Genomic DNA, 17,174 nt, shown 5'->3' with positions numbered 1-17,174 from the left:
TCACTAGGATTCAACATGTCTACCACCGTGATTATTCTTGCAGCAGGTAAAGGCACGCGCATGCGTTCAAATTTACCAAAAGTATTACAACCTCTTGCAGGACGCCCACTCTTGGGTCACGTGATTAATACCGCAAAAAAATTACAAGCAGATCATATAATTACCATTTACGGTCATGGCGGTGCTTTGGTGCAAAATGCGTTTGCGCATGAACAGGTACAGTGGGTCGAACAAGCTGAACAGTTGGGCACAGGTCACGCAGTCAAAGTGACTTTGCCTGTTTTACCACGTGAAGGTGTATCACTGATTTTATCGGGAGATGTACCTTGTATTACAGAGCAAACTTTACAAAAGCTACTCGATGTTTCACGTGAAACCCAAATTGGCTTGGTGACACTTACCCTTGCTGATGCCACGGGTTATGGTCGTATTGTACGTGAAAACGGTAAAATTCAAGCGATTGTTGAACATAAAGATGCGTCTGAAGCCCAGCGTCAAATTCAGGAAATTAACACGGGTATTTACTGCGTCAGCAATGCCAAATTACATGAATGGCTGCCAAAACTGAGCAATAACAATGCGCAGGGTGAATATTACCTGACCGATATTGTGGCGATGGCAATTGCCGATGGCTTAGAAGTTGCATCGGTAGAACCTCAACTGGCTTTTGAAGTAGAAGGCGTGAATGACCGTGTGCAATTGGCTGCATTAGAACGCGAGTTCCAGAACTTCCAAGCCAAGCAACTCATGCAACAAGGTGTGCATTTAATTGACCCAACCCGTTTTGATTTACGTGGTAATCTCACTGCAGGTAAAGACGTTCGCATTGATATTAACGTAATTATTGAAGGCGATTGCGAACTGGGTGATGGCGTAGAAATTGGTGCAGGTTGTATCCTCAAAAACACCAAAATTGCTGCGGGCACTAAAGTTCAGCCGTATAGCGTATTTGACCAAGCGGTTGTAGGTGAAGCTGCGCAAATTGGTCCATTCTCACGTTTACGTCCGGGCGCGGTATTGGCCAATGAAGTGCATATTGGCAACTTTGTTGAAGTGAAAAACAGTCAAATTGGTTTAGGCTCCAAAGCCAACCACTTTACCTACTTAGGTGATGCCGAAGTGGGTGCAGGCAGCAATATTGGTGCAGGTACGATTACTTGCAATTATGATGGTGCCAATAAATTTAAAACCATTATTGGTGACCAAGTCTTTATTGGTTCAAATAGTTCATTGGTTGCACCTGTCACCATTGCCAATGGTGCAACGGTAGGCGCAGGCTCGACCATTACCCGTGATGTTGCAGAACAGTGTTTAGCTGTGGAACGTTCTAAACAGTTCACTAAAGAAAATTATCAACGTCCACAGAAATTGAAAAAATAAGAGGAAGTTCCTATGTGCGGTATTGTCGGTGGCGTTGCAGAACGTAGTATTACCAATATCCTCATTGAAGGTTTAAAGCGTTTAGAATATCGCGGTTATGATTCCGCAGGTTTGGCATTGATTAGTCAAGGTCAGGTCTTGCGTGAGCGTCGTGTCGGTAAAGTAGCAAATCTTGAGCAAGCAGTACTAGATTCTCAAGTCACAGGTTCACTCGGTATTGCCCATACACGTTGGGCAACACATGGCAAACCGACAGAAAACAATGCACATCCGCATATTTCTGGCAATGTTGCTGTCGTACACAACGGTATTATCGAAAATTATCAAGAACTGAAAGATGAGCTAGAAGCTTTAGGCTATATGTTCAGCTCTCAAACGGATACTGAAGTGGTTGCGCACTTGGTCAACCATGCTCTTAAAACTGCACCGAATTTATTGGTTGCGGTACAGCAAGTCGTGCCTCAACTGAAAGGTGCTTATGCTCTGGGAATTATCCATACCGATTATCCAGATGAATTGATCACGGTACGTGAAGGTTCTCCTTTGGTGATTGGTGTCGGTATTGGCGAAAACTTTATCAGTTCAGACCAATTGGCGTTATTGCCGATCACCAACCGTTTTATGTATTTGGAAGAAGGTGATATCGCCCGCTTAACCCGCGACAGCATTGAAGTTTTTGTAAACGGTCAAACGGTTGAACGCCCTGTAAAAGAGTTGGATGCAACTGTAAGCAATGCATCGAAAGGTGAATATAAACACTACATGCTCAAAGAAATTTATGAGCAGCCTGAAGCAATTCAACAAACCATTTCACAAGCATTAAATGGCAACGCTTTACGTGAAGATTTCCTGAAAGATGCTGAACTTGATTTTGCCAACATCCAACAGGTACAGATTATTGCCTGCGGTACCAGCTACCATGCAGGGATGATTGCAAAATATTGGTTTGAACAGCTGATTAACTTGCCATGTCATGTGGAAATTGCCAGCGAATACCGTTATCGTACCCCAGTCATTGTGAATAACACGTTGTATGTGTGCATTTCACAATCTGGCGAAACTGCAGATACTTTAGCTGCGTTACGTGATACACAAAAACGTGCTGCTGCAAAAGGTTTAGATATCACAACCATGACCATTTGTAACGTGGCAACGTCGTCAATGGTACGTGAAACCAACCATAGTTTGTTAACGCTTGCGGGTCCTGAAATTGGTGTGGCATCGACCAAAGCCTTTACGACACAGTTGGCAGCATTAATGCTGTTGGTGCTCAAAATTGGTCAGGTGAAAAATGCAATTGCAGCGACAGAAACAGCGGAAATTATTGCAGACTTGTGGCACACACCAAAAGTAATTTTAGATACTTTGCAAAATGATACGGCAATTTTACGTTTGTCTGAATTGTTTGTAGAGAAAAATCACTGCTTGTTCTTGGGTCGTGGCACACAATTCCCAATTGCCTTGGAAGGTGCTTTGAAACTGAAAGAAATTTCATATATTCACGCAGAAGGTTATGCTGCGGGTGAATTAAAGCACGGCCCATTGGCATTGGTAGACAATGACATGCCTGTGGTGATTTTAGCACCGCAAGATGACATGCTGGATAAACTGAAATCCAATATGGAAGAAGTACAGGCACGTGGTGGTGAGCTGTTTGTATTTGCAGATGAACACAGCGGCATTCCTGCAGATAAAGAGCGTCAGCATGTGGTTTATGTACCGCAAGTCAGCGCGTTGCTTGCGCCAATTGTGTATAGCATTCCTGTGCAGTTGTTGTCTTATCATGTGGCAGTTTTGCGCGGTACTGATGTCGATCAACCTAGAAACTTGGCAAAAAGCGTAACAGTGGAATAATGTTGATTAAATTCAATTATTTAAATGTAGTCAGACAATAAAGTCTCACACCAAACAATAAAGTGTCATACTAAACAAAAAAGTATCATACTAGATTGTTTGTTTTATGAACACCTGTTATGCTCATTTCAAATGAACACAACAGGTGTTTTTTATGCTATCAGTCCAACAACAGCAAAAATGGATCAAAGATGGCCGAGGCGATGGTGAGTTATCATCATATAAACCGTGGTTGACTGTTCGGGATCTATCATCACTTGGTCGCTCTCATCGAGTTTACGGCCATAAAACGAAGCGGACACATCATCTACTCTCTGACTTAGAGCTCGCTATTTTCTTAATTTTAGAATGGAATCCTCTGATTCAAGATATACGAGAACAATTCCCTCTTCGGATAGAACAAACTGAAGAAATCGCCCATTTAACTTGTATTCCACACCCTGCCGTTAGAGGCATTAAGCAGATAATGAGTACGGATTTTTATGTATTTAGTTCCGACGCTATGAATCCTCGATTTAGCATACAAGCTAAATACCAGAAAGATCTTGAAGATATCCGTACAATTGAGAAACTAGAAATCGAACGACGTTATTGGCAAAGCAAAGAAATCCCTTGGCAAATCATTACTGAACAAGAAATTCCTAAAGTGGTTTTTGACAACATTAAATGGTTATATCCTGCCATTAGAGATAATGATCACATCAATCTGTATGATCAAATTGAATTCTATGTAAAGCAATTCCATAAATATCCAAATTTATCCTTGATTAACTTAGCAAAAAAAATTGATTCATCTTATGACCTTGAGATAGGTACATCTCTATCAGAATTACGTGTACTTTTTGCTCAACGTTATTTTAAATTCAACCTAAAATTAAATTACAAAGATTTAGTCCCACCCAATATTCAATTAGGCAATCTAACGACTTGGGAGGAGGTTCGCTATGCTGCGAATCAATGATGTATATCAGTATCAAGATCTCTCGATTAGAATCCTCAAAATTTTATCTGAACATATTGTTTGGATTGATATCAATGATGTGAAAGCACTTCCTGAAATCATCAGCAAAACGGAATTATTTCATGCCATTGAATCTTTTGAGGTGTTTCGAATTGAAGATCCCTTTCAAGATATTGCCTTCATACAGCCCGAAAAAGATTCCACCTCTCAACGAAAAAGAGATGAAAATTACAATTTAATCAAAAATATAGTTGATCATGAACAGTTTTATATACCAAGTGCCCGATCCTCACTAATTAATGAAATTATAAATAGTAAGAAATCTACCAAACAGACAATATACCGCTTGCTTAGACAATACTGGCAAAGAGGGCAAACACCAAATGCTTTGATCCCTAACTACCAAAATTCAGGTGCAAAAGGGAGTAAAAAAGTTGCAAGTCAAAAATTAGGAAGAAAGCGCCTCTACAAAGAAGGTACTGGAGCTATTATTACACAGGAGATTGAACGCCTATTTCATCTCACGATTAGCAAATACTTATTATCAAATAAGAAACATACTTTAAAATATGCCAATCGGGAATTTCTAAAGCTATATCGCACACTTCACCCAGATATCCCTGAAAATGAATATCCTACACTACGCCAATTTCAGTATTTTTATCACCGAGAATACAATCAAGTAACTCGTTTACAGAAGCGATCAAACGACATTGAGTACTCTAAAGATTTACGCCAACTTCATTCTACTGTAAATACACAAGTTCTCGGCCCTGGTTCGCGGTATGAAATAGATGCCACCATTGCTGATATCTATTTAGTTTCCAATCTTGATCGAAGCCGAATAATTGGCCGACCAACAATTTACTTCGTCATTGATGTCTTTAGTCGTATGGTTACTGGCTTATATATTGGCTTAGAAAATGCTTCTTATAAAACAAGTATACAAGCACTTTATTGCGCTTTTACAGATAAAGTCGCTTTATGCAAAAAGTATGGAATAGATATTACTTATGAAAACTGGCCTTGTATCGGCTTGCCTGATGCGATTTTGGCTGACCGAGCCGAGTTATTTGGTCATCAAGTTGAAAATTTAGAAAAAAGTTTTTCGATAAGGCTTGAGAATGCACCACCCTATCGTGGTGATCTAAAGCCAATTGTTGAAAGCAGATTCAAATTAATACAAGCTGAATTTAAACCCTTTGCAAAAGGTGTGGTTCAAGATGTAATCACAAAAAAACGAGGTGGAAAGGACTACCGTCTAGATGCAACACTTAATCTAGATGAACTCACTAAAATTATTCTTTTATCAGTACTGAAATATAACCAATTTCACCAAATCAACAATTATGATCGTGATATCGATCTACCACATGACCTACCAGCCGTCCCAATGGCGTTATGGAACTGGGGAATACAGCATCGTACGGGGAAACTACGATCAGCTTCCGATAAGGCTGTTTATGTCGCATTATTGCCTAGAGAAAAGGCAACTTTATCAAATCGAGGTTTGAAAATTTTTGGTGTGACTTATACCTGCCCAGAATTATATGAAAAGGGTTGGCTACACCGCCAAAATACAATAAATCGACCCAAGTTTTTATATGCTGCCTATGATCCAAGTAATGCAGACAAAATTTATGTTTTCTATGAACAAAGTAGTCTGAAATATTGGGAAGCAACGATTTCCGACTATTCCCGTGAATTTAAAGGCTATAGTTTTTGGGAAGTTTGGCAAATCAATAGTGTTCAGAAAAAAACTATTGAAAAGCAAAATATAAAGAACAACTTAGCTCAATCTGAGTTAGAGCAGAAAATCATGGACATTATTCAACAAGCTAGTAGCGAAACACCATTGTCTACTCAAAGCCAGAAAAGTCGAATCTCTGAGATTAGGAGTAATCGAACCCACGAAAAAGAGCTTGAACGTTCTAAATTGAAAGGTACGACTTCCATTGTTAATGACACTGCTACAACGGTTATGAAACCCAAAATCACACAAGATGCTCAGAGCAATGTCATTCCTATGCCAAAGCGGAAGAAGTCATCTGACGAACTTGATGAGGATTTAAAGTTACGTTTCCCTCTATACCACGATTTACTCAGTGAAGATGATGAGCCATAACTTTATTCACGAATAAGGATGAATAGAATGAGTAATAAAGTCATTGTTAAGGAATATCAACCTAGTATTGGGCATTATGCTGGCAATCCATTCATTGAAGCATTACCCCCTATTTTGGATACGCCTGATATTATCAAAGCACTGAGAGGGAAAGTAAATTTCGATATTACAGACCAATCTCTACCAGCATCACAACGTATACACCTTATTCCTCAATTACTGAATATTTTTTTTCATCCAATTGAACGACATATTGAACTTTGGACAAAATTTTCAATTATGTTAAGACAAGGGTATGTCGGTCGAAATATATCAAATGGAGAATTGAACAAACATATTCAGAACGGTTATGAGCGAACAATGAAAGGAGATATTTCAGCTTTTAGGTATGAGCCTGCTCGATCAACAGCTCAAAGTATGAGTATTATCGGATGTTCTGGAATCGGTAAAACTACAACAATCAATAATATTCTCAGTGTATACCCACAAGTTATTTATCACGAAAAATATAACTTTACCCAAATTGTATACTTAAAAATTGACTGTCCTCATGACGGTTCATTAAAAAGCTTGTGCTTACATTTCTTTAGAGCCGTTGATATTGCTCTTGATACCAACTATGAAGCTAAATACGCTTTAAAGCGTCATGGTGTTGAAACGTTACTCAATTTAATGCGTCAGATTGCAAATTTTCATGCAATTGGCTTGCTTATTATTGATGAAATACAGCACCTTAATATCAAAAACTCTGGCGGTGCTGATAAAATGTTAAATTTCTTTGTCACACTCGTTAATGTGATTAGTTTGCCCGTCATCATGGTAGGTACACCAAAGGCAAGGTATATATTTAATGATCTTCGTGGTAACCGTAGGGCTGCTGGATTTGGATCTGTATTATGGGAACCTATAAAAAATGAACCAAACCTTGAGTTAAATAATCGCATATATAAATCTGAATGGAATGCTTTTACCGATGCTTTATGGAAATATCAGTGGTTAAACAAAGCAGATATGCATCTCTCTGATGAGATTCGTGAATGTCTTTATGATCTTAGCCAAGGCATTCTTGATATTGCTGTCAAATTGTTTGTACTTGCACAAATTAGTGCCATTACATCTGGTCTAGAACGCATTACAATTAAATTATTAAAAAAGACTTACCATGATGAACTTAAGCCCATCCATCCAATGGTCAATGCACTTAGATCTAAAGATCCAGAAAAAATCATACAGTTTTCTGATCTAATTATTCCTGAAGTCGATCAGCAAATTCTTAAATTACAAATGATTGTAGATAAGCATACTGAATCTACTGAGTATGATGATTTGAGTGAATACAATGGTAATAAAGAGGCTATACGCTTACATCACCTTTTACTTGGGCTAGACTTTAAATCTGAACTTTTAGTACCAACTATTAAACGAGCCTTTCAGCAACATCCCCATCTTTCAATGCAAGAACTTATGCCAATTGTCATGATATGGCTGAATGATATAGGCAAAAATATTCAGACTAACCCAAAGCCTAAAAATAAAAGTAAAAGGGTTAAACAAGATCAATGGCATACTTTAGATACTGAGGATTTACGATTCCAATTCTCACAAAAAGATGAGAAACAAAATTTCTATCAACATCTTAAAGAACATACTCAGCTTATTTTTAATATGGAACGCTGGTTTGAGCAGGTGAGTTAGATGCTAAATTTCCCCCTGCCATATCAGAATGAACTCATTTACAGTACTGTGGCTAGGGCTGGAATCCGTCTTGCCTTAAGCAGTCCAAAACAATTATTGGATGAAATTTTTCAGAACCGTAAAGTCATTGCTACAGTTGATCTCCCTTGTCACTTAAACGCTATTATCAACCAATATCCTAGCAATCAGTTAAGCCTAGAGGATATTGCATATCAGCATACGCTCTTCCCTATCTATGCCCCCTTTGTACCTGAGGATAGACGGCAACACTGTTTACAATGGATGGCTGAAGTATCCCAAGGCTCAATTCATCTTGCTCTGGGTGTTAATGCGTCACGACTTAAACCCATCCATAAACTCCGCTACTGCCCAGCCTGTTTTAAAGAACAGTTAGAATTATATAGTGAACTTTATTGGTCACGCTTATGGCAAATACAAGGTGCTTGTTGTCCAATACATGGTGAACTTATTGACTCAACCATTGAACTAAGATCATTACATCGACATGATTTCATCACACCAACATACCAAACGTGCCCTGAGCAAATTCAGTCGAAAGCGACATCAGATAGCCTATTTATTACAAAGAAATTATTAGAATTATTGTCTCTTCCGTCTTCTGAGTCACCTCATTATGAGCAATGGACAAGGTTCTACCATCAGCTTGCTCAAAAAAATCATTGTATACGTGGTCGAAACTACATTAGTCACGACAAAATCTTAGACAAAATCATTGCTCGATGGCCTTCCAAATCTTTAGGACAATACAATTTAGGCGGCTTAAAATCTGAAACAGGTTGGTTACGAAGTATCTTCAGAAAACACCGAAAAAGTTTTAGTTATCTGGAACATATCGTTGTGATTGAAGCATTAAGTAATAAAGAATGGTCTTTTTCAGCGATTCTAGAACAAGTTAAAAATTTAAATAAAGACTCGAAAGACAATAATAGTCAAAATTTAAATATATGTGTGCACCCCAACCACTTTGAATATAGAGAAAAATGGCTAAAACTGGTCAAAGAATTAGGTATTAAACCCGCTCGTTCTATAGATCAAGCCTTATATGCTTGGCTATACCGTAATGATAAAGACTGGTTATTGAAAATAAATCAAACCTTCCATCAGGGCTTTATTCCACAGGGAGCTAAAGTTGACTGGTACAACCGTGATCTTACTTATGCAAGACAACTTATTCGGCTCTACAATGAGCTCATTTGGGATGTAGATAGTCCTCGACGCTCTGCAAAATGGTGGCTTTCACAAATCACCCATGTTTCGACTATTGAAAAAAATTTATATCGTTTACCCATTACTCAATCATTTTTGAAACGCTATAGCGAAGATATTAGTAGCTACCAAATTAGACGGTTAACTCAAGTTTTTATTGAAATAAAAATGCAAAGCCAAGACTTACCTCGTTGGAGAATTTTACGCAAAGCAGGTTTGAGTGACGAGCGTATGACCTCTGAAACGGCAAAATTTCTAAATATGGCATTACAATACTTAAGGTTAAATTAATGAAAATTAAGAATTTCCCAGAAGATGCAAAAATTACATTCTTAGGTGAAATATTTAAATTTAATCACTTAAAATCTTGGAATATTAAATTAGGAATCCATGTTGATTCTGAACTATCAGTCAAACACTCACGGCTATCTAATTTACCAGCTTTTGCACGAGGTCGATGTCTGAATCCAAGTGACGGTCAATGCCGTAAAGGTGGGTATAAAATTAATATCAATATTCAATCAAACGAAGATTGGAAAGTTAAAGTTGATCCAAAGAATAGAGGGTATTATTTTGAATTTGATTTTAATAGAGGTAGCGAACAAAACCCAGATCTTCTGCATATCCGTATACCCCAGATTGAATTAGCACGCGTTCTTTTCTTTCACAATGCCTATTTAGCAAGGAACTGTATTGATCAAGGTATCTTAGCAAGAGAGTTTTTTGTTGATCCTATAGATCAGACAACGACCGTTATTCATGTGCTACCACACCGCACTTTTCCTTTAGGTCAATTCAATAATGAGGGCATTCGCAGATTACTCTCATGGATATTGTTAGATGAAAATGCTAGGCAATCCTATGAAAGTATTGCTCATTACTTCAAATTAGAAGCCAAGCAATTTGAAGACAAAACATCATGGCAATTTCACTTCACACCACCGCAACTAATAAATATCTCACTCAAAATGCTTGGTCGATTTGATTCTTCAACCAATGAATATTTGGTCTTTGAAATTACCGATCTACATAATATTAAGACCTCTCTGCCTCCAAACGTTCTTTATGAAAGCCCAGAGTTCAAATCAGGCAAATCAACAGGTTCTGGAGAAGGCTCTTCTGGCTCAAATCAAGGAGGAAATGAGCCCTCAGTAGATGACGATATTGAAGGTGATTCAAATTCAAAATTAGTAGAAATAGAGATCCCTCAGACATACTTAAGTTTTTCGAATCCTATTGAAACAAGAAAAGTCGTGAAGAAAAAAACGAAAAGCGGATCATGTGGATATGATGATGTGACTGAGTACGAAGAAGTCGGTGTTGGAACAGGTGAACCAACCATGAATGGAAATGGGCCCCAAGGCGAATTTAATGGATTAGAAGATGACAGCGACGTGATCACTCTCTACATGCAACGTTTTGATGCTTTTAAACTTCTTGTAAAACAACTTGCCTTAAAACATCATCTAAAATATGAAGAAAAACTGCACTATTTGCAAAAAGTTGGACGTTCACGTCTGCATCGGACACTAGACGGAAACAATCGATGCCTACTTGAGGTTAGATTCTTTATCTATAATCAATGGTATGCAATATTAGAAATTGATACCAGTGATAACGCAAAACCACTCTCAACATTAATTGTACAAATTCATGATCTCAATAAATGGAATTATAGTTTTAAAGATATTGCTAAAAAAATTGTTAAAAACTCCCTTCGATGGCCATCTGTTGAAAGCCTACAAGATTTAGGAATTCCTTATACGTTGAATCATCCCAAACATTTAGTAGAACTAACTGAATCTGATGATGAGTTTAATGGGTGGCTACAACGGATGGAAAAGCTACTCAATCTTTGAAGTAAACTTACTTTAATCATTGCAAAAAAACTAGGAATAAATGTTTACACTGTACATCTCTAAAGTTAACTTTACGTTATCTTTAGAGCGGCGATGAGTCCATTATTTTGGCTAGGATCATTTGTTCAATTAGGTTAATTTTACATTTCAAGTCTTTGTCTAACAAAACCTCTCACATTAGTAATGTTATACAATACGCTAATCAAAGAATCATGTTAAAATTCAACCGATAAAGTATAGATCAATAAATGATCATTATTTTATTTTTGCTACCCCAACTCAATTAAGATAACGCAAGTATGCTTAAAGTATTTAATAACAGAACTGAGCACACCCACGAAAACGAACAATTCCGTAGAGTTGCTGAAATAATTGAGATATCTTTTAATAAGTATGGATACAATGGAATACTTATTGGGAATCCATTTAACGAAACCTATTATCGTTTCCGTGCTGATGCTATATTATACTATAGCAACGGCCTCATACTTATTGATTTTAAAGATTATAAAGGAATAATCAAATTACCCCAAAATTCAAACGAGTTCAGTTCGAACAAATGGTATAATGAAAGTATAAATGATAGAACTAGGTTGGAGATAAAGGCGGGTGCTAGTTTTATCAACCCATTTAGACAATTAGTTTCCTATCGTAATGCTTTTAGAGAAATATTAGAAAATAATAAATATTTGAATGGAATAAACCCAGCAAGAGTCTGTATTGCAAATATTTTTTCTGGACCAATCGAAGTTCACAATGAGGTTCCAAGAAATCTACCCTATTACAAACTTATTCAAGAGTCTGATTTAAGTAATTTCCTTTATGATTTTGCAAGTGAAAACACATATAAAGAAGACATTGCAAAAGTTTTAAAAAGCATTTTTCCTGCTGAAAAATGGATTAAAAACATAGAAATTTCTATACCTGAACCAGCCATTGAGAAACGGATAACAGAAATTGACAATGATGTTGAGAAAAATATTGTTGATTTTCTCAAGGAAGAAAATGGAGGGATTCTTGTTTTAGAATCTATGAACGTTGATGATAGAGATTCTTGGTTGCGATTTATAGCAAACGAAGCAGTAAATCATAATATTCCTCAAATTGAAAAATGGTCGCACTCTGCCCGAATCAGTAAGAAGATCCAAATACGAAGTGATATTGAAACAGAAGGAATTTACAATGTTATTTATGGTGGCTCTGTTATTGAAGAGCAAACTCAAGATTTAGAAAAAGAGGAACAAGAAGAAGCATTGCAGGAAGTTATTTATTTGAAAAAAAGCGATGATATCGATGAAAAAGCTTTAATTATTATTGCTGAAGCTCATTTGATAAGTCGTAGCCTTAGTCAATCAGAATTGTTGCGATTTGGTTCTGGTCGATTATTAGAAGATATCATCAAATTTATAGATACTGAAAGTAATCGCAAGGTTGTATTTATTGGAGATCCTTATTCTTTAACTTTTGGAAAAAATGAAGATTCTGCATTGAACTTGGAAACCTTATCTGAGTTATACGATAAAGACAAAATTAAGCACTTTCGCAAATCTTTAGATAAAAACTATTTAAATGGAAAAGAGAATTTGAAAACTGATTTGGCAAACAGCATTGAAAATTCACTTTTTAATAATTTGAACTATAGTTTTGATCAAACAACTTTAATTGATTTACAAGACAGTAATCAAAGAATCCAAAATCTACATTCATGGTTTGCTAAACCATTTTCAAATGAACCTGATAAAGCTGTTTTATTCTACTCAAAAAAAGATTGTTTGAAAACGAACAAGTGGATTAAAAAACAATGCCTGAAAAATGGAGAAAATTTGGCAACGGATGATTTGCTCATTGTAAACAACAATGTTTCTATTCCCGATGAAAGCGGCTTTGAAATTCCAAGACGAATTGTAAATGGAATGTTTTTTACTGTTCTTGCTATTAAAGAAACAACACAGGAAACTATTCCAATAAAGCAATCAAAAAATCCAATAGTTCTATCTTTTACAAAAATATTTGTCAAATGCTTGAGTGTGGTTGGTTTGCCTGAAACAGATGTTTGGATATTGGATAACTTTTTCAATAGCGAAGATGATTTATCAAGAGAAGAACAGATTGCTTTCAGAGTTTTTGTAAATAGAAAAATAAATGCTGAAAAATCAAAGAAGAAATTTATTGACAGTCAGGAATATCGTCAATTATTGGAAGATACCCGCTACAAAGTGCTTTCAGAAGAAGATAAACTGTTCATTAAGAATAATCACAGCGATTTACGAAAATTTAAGAAAGAGCAAGACGAGGCAAAAAATGTTCTCAAATTCTATAAGCAAAAGTATGATAGAAATATATTTTTCCACGTAAAAGACACCGACCCATTTGTAAATGCAGTATTTGTAAAATATGGTTGGGCAATTACAGTTCATAAAGCAATAGGTTCTAATTATAACGAAGTTATTATAAAAGGACACCGTAAAGAAAATGACGGAATTACAAATGATAGTTATTTCCGTTGGTTATATAGTGGTGTTACAGCAGGAAAAATCGTTAACATAATTTCTCCTCAAATAATAAATCCTTTTATGAATTGTGTTTTTGAAGACAATTCCACAAATGGAGTTTCAATAAAATCAAAACAATTTTTGATTTTTGAAGATTACAAAGTTGAAGCAAGATTTGTAGAAAAAATACAATCAATTGTAAACAAAAATGTTGTTGGAGCAATTTGTGAAATTTCCAAGTTGATTGAACAAAACGGATATTTACTTGAAAGCACAAAAAAGTTCACTGAATACTTAACAAAAGCCTATTATTCAATTCCTCAAAACGAAAATCAGCAATTGATTCTCAACATTGATAACAAGGGTTCAAAAGATAATTTTGCAGTTGGTAATATTCGTATTGAAAATCTTAATGGTGCAGATGACAACATTATAAAACAATGTATTGAAAATTGTCTAACTCAAAAGAAAAGCGTTAGTTCAATTACAAATGCTAACCCCGAATTACCATCTGATTTTAGACAAGCAATTTATTCTAATTGGTTTGAAAAATGTGAAAATGAAAACATTGCACTAAAAATTATGCAAAGCCATAATAATCAAGATATTTTTCGTGCAACTTGCGATAAAGACAGTTTAACTTTTAGGGTTTGGTATGGTACAAGTGAACAGAATCACACAAAAGGTTTTTTCTCAAAAATTGAAATTTTGGAAAAATCTTCTGAAACCATTTTAGAAAAAGTAAAAGGTTTAATTTATGGATTCTAGAACTATTTTTGAATTACGCAAAGAATCGCAGAATTTATCCGGAATTGAAAAACTGAATAAATTGAATAGTGCTTTAAGTGTCGCAAGAAACTTATACTCGGAAGAGCCGTATGATGAATGGATTCAAAAAGCATTTGCTTGGGTTCTAATAGACCTATGTAAATTTTATGTAGCAGAAAGAAATTTACACCAAGCAGGAATTTGTTTTAACGAACTTAATTCAATAGACTTTCAAGGCTATGAAGACGATATAATTGAAAATCAAAAAAACTTTCTTCGTCCTAAGATTGACACAAATTATTCGGAGGTTCAAAGAGCGGAAGAATTAAGCAAAAACGGTAGTAATAAAGAAGCATTAGCGATTTTTAAAAACCTGATTGCTCAAAACAGACTAACAGAACTACATCACGAAAGTTACGGTTGGGTAATCTACCGATACATAAAAGCAGAAGAAAGTAATCTTTCATCGGTTGAGGTAAGAACGTTTTTTAGAGATTATATGAATTTGGAGAATGAAAGACCATCAATGCTTCATTCTATGATTTTAAATTTTGCTTTAAACTATTCTAAAACACATAACGATTTTAAGTTTTACAATTTTTTCCTTTTGTGGGATCCTAACAATCTTCGAAATGAAGATTTAAACGATGGATATAAAAACGAAAAAAAGATTCCTTCACTTATTTCACGCATTTGTAGACAGTTTATAATTTCAAAAACCGAAGTAGATATTGATTTTCTTTTAAGCAAAATTAAGCTTGATAAAGAAACCGTTTTAGACTTTTTCAGAGAACCCATTTTTTGGGATATTTTAAATGCTCATAAAGAAAATAAGTTGTCCGATTTATGGAATTTATTTGACCAATACAATGCAAATCATTCAAAAAATGGGCAATCAAAATGGCATTCCGAAATTCTAAATCTTGCTGAAAGATTTATGAAAGAAAATGACGAATGGCGTTTTCTAAACTTTTTCAAAAATTGGAATCCTGAAAATTTAAGACCTGACGATTGGAAAGAAACAAAAAAAGACGAAAACACATACAAGCCATTAGCAACAAAGGTAATTAAAAGAGCTTTTGAAAATTTGAAGACTCAAACTTCTGAACAGGATTTAATGTGGCTTATTCAGCCTTATGAAAAAGCAATAAAATTATTTCCAGATGATGAATGGTTATTGAGAGAAAAAGCATTACTACATCTCAAAAACAATGAGTTTGAATTAGCAATTAAAATATACAAGCAACTTGTTTTGGTACTTTCCGACAAACATTATGTTTGGCAAGAGTTTTCAGATTGTATTGTTTCCGATAATTCGTTAAAAATCGGAATGCTTTCAAAAGCATTGCGTTTAGAAAAGAACGAAGATTTTTTAGGCGATATTCATTTAGGTTTAGCAAAAGTGTTAATTGAAGAAAATCTATTAGATAATGCACTTGTAGAACTTGAAACGTATAAGAAACATAGGGAAATAAAAGGTTGGAAATTGTCGCCAAGCTTTGAAGAATTATCTCAAAAAGCAAGTTCGGTTAAACAAAGTTTAAAAGACAATCAAGAACTATACAAAAAATACATCCCTTTTGCTGAAAACTTCGCCTATGCTGATTTTGATTGGACAGAAGTTGTTTTAGTAGATAAGTGGAAAGACGACAAAGGTAAAGACCGTTTGGCTTTTACTGATGGCAAAACAATAGAATTTGCAATTAGTAAAAATCGTTTTGAAGTCTTGAAACAATCAGAATTAGGACAAATTTTGAAGTTCAAATTTCACAAACAAGAAATCAAAAATGAAGTTGAAAACAGATTTTCTCGGTTTGGTAAAAACGTTATTACAGAATACAAGTATATTCCGCTTATTGCTGAAAAATCAGAAAAAAAATATTGGGAAATATTAGAAGATACTTTTGCTTTTGTTGATTACATTAACAAAGAAAAAAGTATCATTCACGCAATCACAACAGAAAATAAAGAAGTATTTTTTCCTCAAATAAAACCTGAACTACAAATTGGAGATTTTGTAACAGCAAAAAGTTACATCAAAAAAGTAAAAGAGGAAAACAGAACAGAACTGCGACAAATTCAGAAAATTGACAAAGGTTCTGTCATTGCAAAATTCCAGACTCAAATTGCAATCGTTGATGGTGTGAACGAACAAAAGCAATTATTTCACTTTATAATTTCGCCCAAATTACAAGGAATTGTCAAATTCACAGAAACAAATCTAAGACCAAAAGAAGGCGATTTTATCAAACTTACATTTGCTACAAAAATTGACAAGGACAAAAAATCAAGAGTAAAAATATTGTCTATTGAATTAACTGAAGGAGTTAATCCCAACTTACGAAAGGACATTACTGGCTTACTGGAAGTAAAATACAAAGGTGATTACGAAGAAGAAGATTTGCCTGATTTTGCCTTCATTGGAGATTACTATGTTCCCAAATACCTGTTAGAAAAACACAGCATAACTGAAGATTGCAAGGTAAATGCAAGAGTAATTTATGGAGAGGATAAAATGCTACGACCAAGATGGAAAGTGATAAAAATTCAAAAAATATGAGATTGATCCTTAAAATCCAAATCAGATACATATTTTTCAAACCGCTCAACATTGTAGGCTAAATAGAATAGTAACGAGTCAATGTCAAATCTCGTGTATGACAAATTCAGGTAACGGGTAATCCCCCGTAAGCGTCCGCTGAACCCCATGCCTATTTTTTAATTCGGTTCAGGTTTCCAGCGGTGTGGTAGCAATTCTTCAATCTGAGTCACTTTATGTGTCGGCAACCTTTTCAGCACATCACTTAAATAGG

General features: G+C 35.4%; 10 protein-coding genes. 9 read left to right on the top strand and 1 reads right to left on the bottom strand.

Going from position 1 to position 17,174, the window contains the following annotated elements:
- Window positions 1–15 precede the first annotated feature (15 nt).
- From glmU to FTU98_RS11400, 9 genes are all read left to right on the top strand, one after another.
- Window positions 16–1,380: a bifunctional UDP-N-acetylglucosamine diphosphorylase/glucosamine-1-phosphate N-acetyltransferase GlmU gene (glmU, locus tag FTU98_RS11440; protein WP_096902632.1), complete on the top strand. Its 1,365-nt coding sequence runs from the start codon at window positions 16–18 to the stop codon at window positions 1,378–1,380.
- A gap of 12 nt (window positions 1,381–1,392) precedes the next feature.
- On the top strand, window positions 1,393–3,234 hold the full coding sequence (glmS, locus tag FTU98_RS11435; RefSeq protein ID WP_004974344.1) for a glutamine--fructose-6-phosphate transaminase (isomerizing): 1,842 nt from the start codon (window positions 1,393–1,395) through the stop codon (window positions 3,232–3,234).
- Window positions 3,235–3,388: 154 nt separating this feature from the next.
- Window positions 3,389–4,195, top strand: coding sequence for a heteromeric transposase endonuclease subunit TnsA (locus FTU98_RS11430; RefSeq protein WP_039908674.1), 807 nt, complete (start codon window positions 3,389–3,391; stop codon window positions 4,193–4,195).
- Window positions 4,179–6,320, top strand: a complete 2,142-nt coding sequence (locus FTU98_RS11425; RefSeq protein WP_180051432.1) for a Mu transposase C-terminal domain-containing protein — start codon at window positions 4,179–4,181, stop codon at window positions 6,318–6,320. The genes FTU98_RS11430 and FTU98_RS11425 overlap by 17 nt, the downstream gene beginning before the upstream one ends.
- Window positions 6,321–6,347: 27 nt before the next feature.
- Complete coding sequence (locus tag FTU98_RS11420; RefSeq protein WP_005403457.1) at window positions 6,348–8,015, top strand: AAA family ATPase; 1,668 nt, start codon at window positions 6,348–6,350, stop codon at window positions 8,013–8,015.
- Window positions 8,016–9,533, top strand: coding sequence for a TnsD family Tn7-like transposition protein (locus tag FTU98_RS11415; protein ID WP_061516469.1), 1,518 nt, complete (start codon window positions 8,016–8,018; stop codon window positions 9,531–9,533).
- Complete coding sequence (locus FTU98_RS11410) at window positions 9,533–11,101, top strand: Tn7-like element transposition protein TnsE (RefSeq protein WP_061516470.1); 1,569 nt, start codon at window positions 9,533–9,535, stop codon at window positions 11,099–11,101. The genes FTU98_RS11415 and FTU98_RS11410 overlap by 1 nt, the downstream gene beginning before the upstream one ends.
- Window positions 11,102–11,400: 299 nt before the next feature.
- Window positions 11,401–14,361 (top strand): hypothetical protein, encoded by a 2,961-nt coding sequence (locus tag FTU98_RS11405; RefSeq protein ID WP_180051431.1) that lies wholly within the window; start codon window positions 11,401–11,403, stop codon window positions 14,359–14,361.
- Window positions 14,351–16,921 (top strand): lipopolysaccharide assembly protein LapB, encoded by a 2,571-nt coding sequence (locus tag FTU98_RS11400; RefSeq protein ID WP_180051430.1) that lies wholly within the window; start codon window positions 14,351–14,353, stop codon window positions 16,919–16,921. The genes FTU98_RS11405 and FTU98_RS11400 overlap by 11 nt, the downstream gene beginning before the upstream one ends.
- A gap of 158 nt (window positions 16,922–17,079) precedes the next feature.
- Here FTU98_RS11400 and FTU98_RS11395 read toward each other — a convergent pair.
- Window positions 17,080–17,174, bottom strand: a 95-nt coding sequence (locus FTU98_RS11395) for a transposase domain-containing protein (RefSeq protein ID WP_178867550.1), incomplete at its 5' end; no start/stop codon positions are given.

The sequence above is a fragment of the Acinetobacter sp. YH12211 genome (assembly GCF_013418015.1).
Classification (GTDB): domain Bacteria; phylum Pseudomonadota; class Gammaproteobacteria; order Pseudomonadales; family Moraxellaceae; genus Acinetobacter; species Acinetobacter towneri.
The sequence above is the reverse complement of the archived record's forward strand: the minus strand, read 5'-3'. Positions and strand labels throughout refer to the sequence as shown.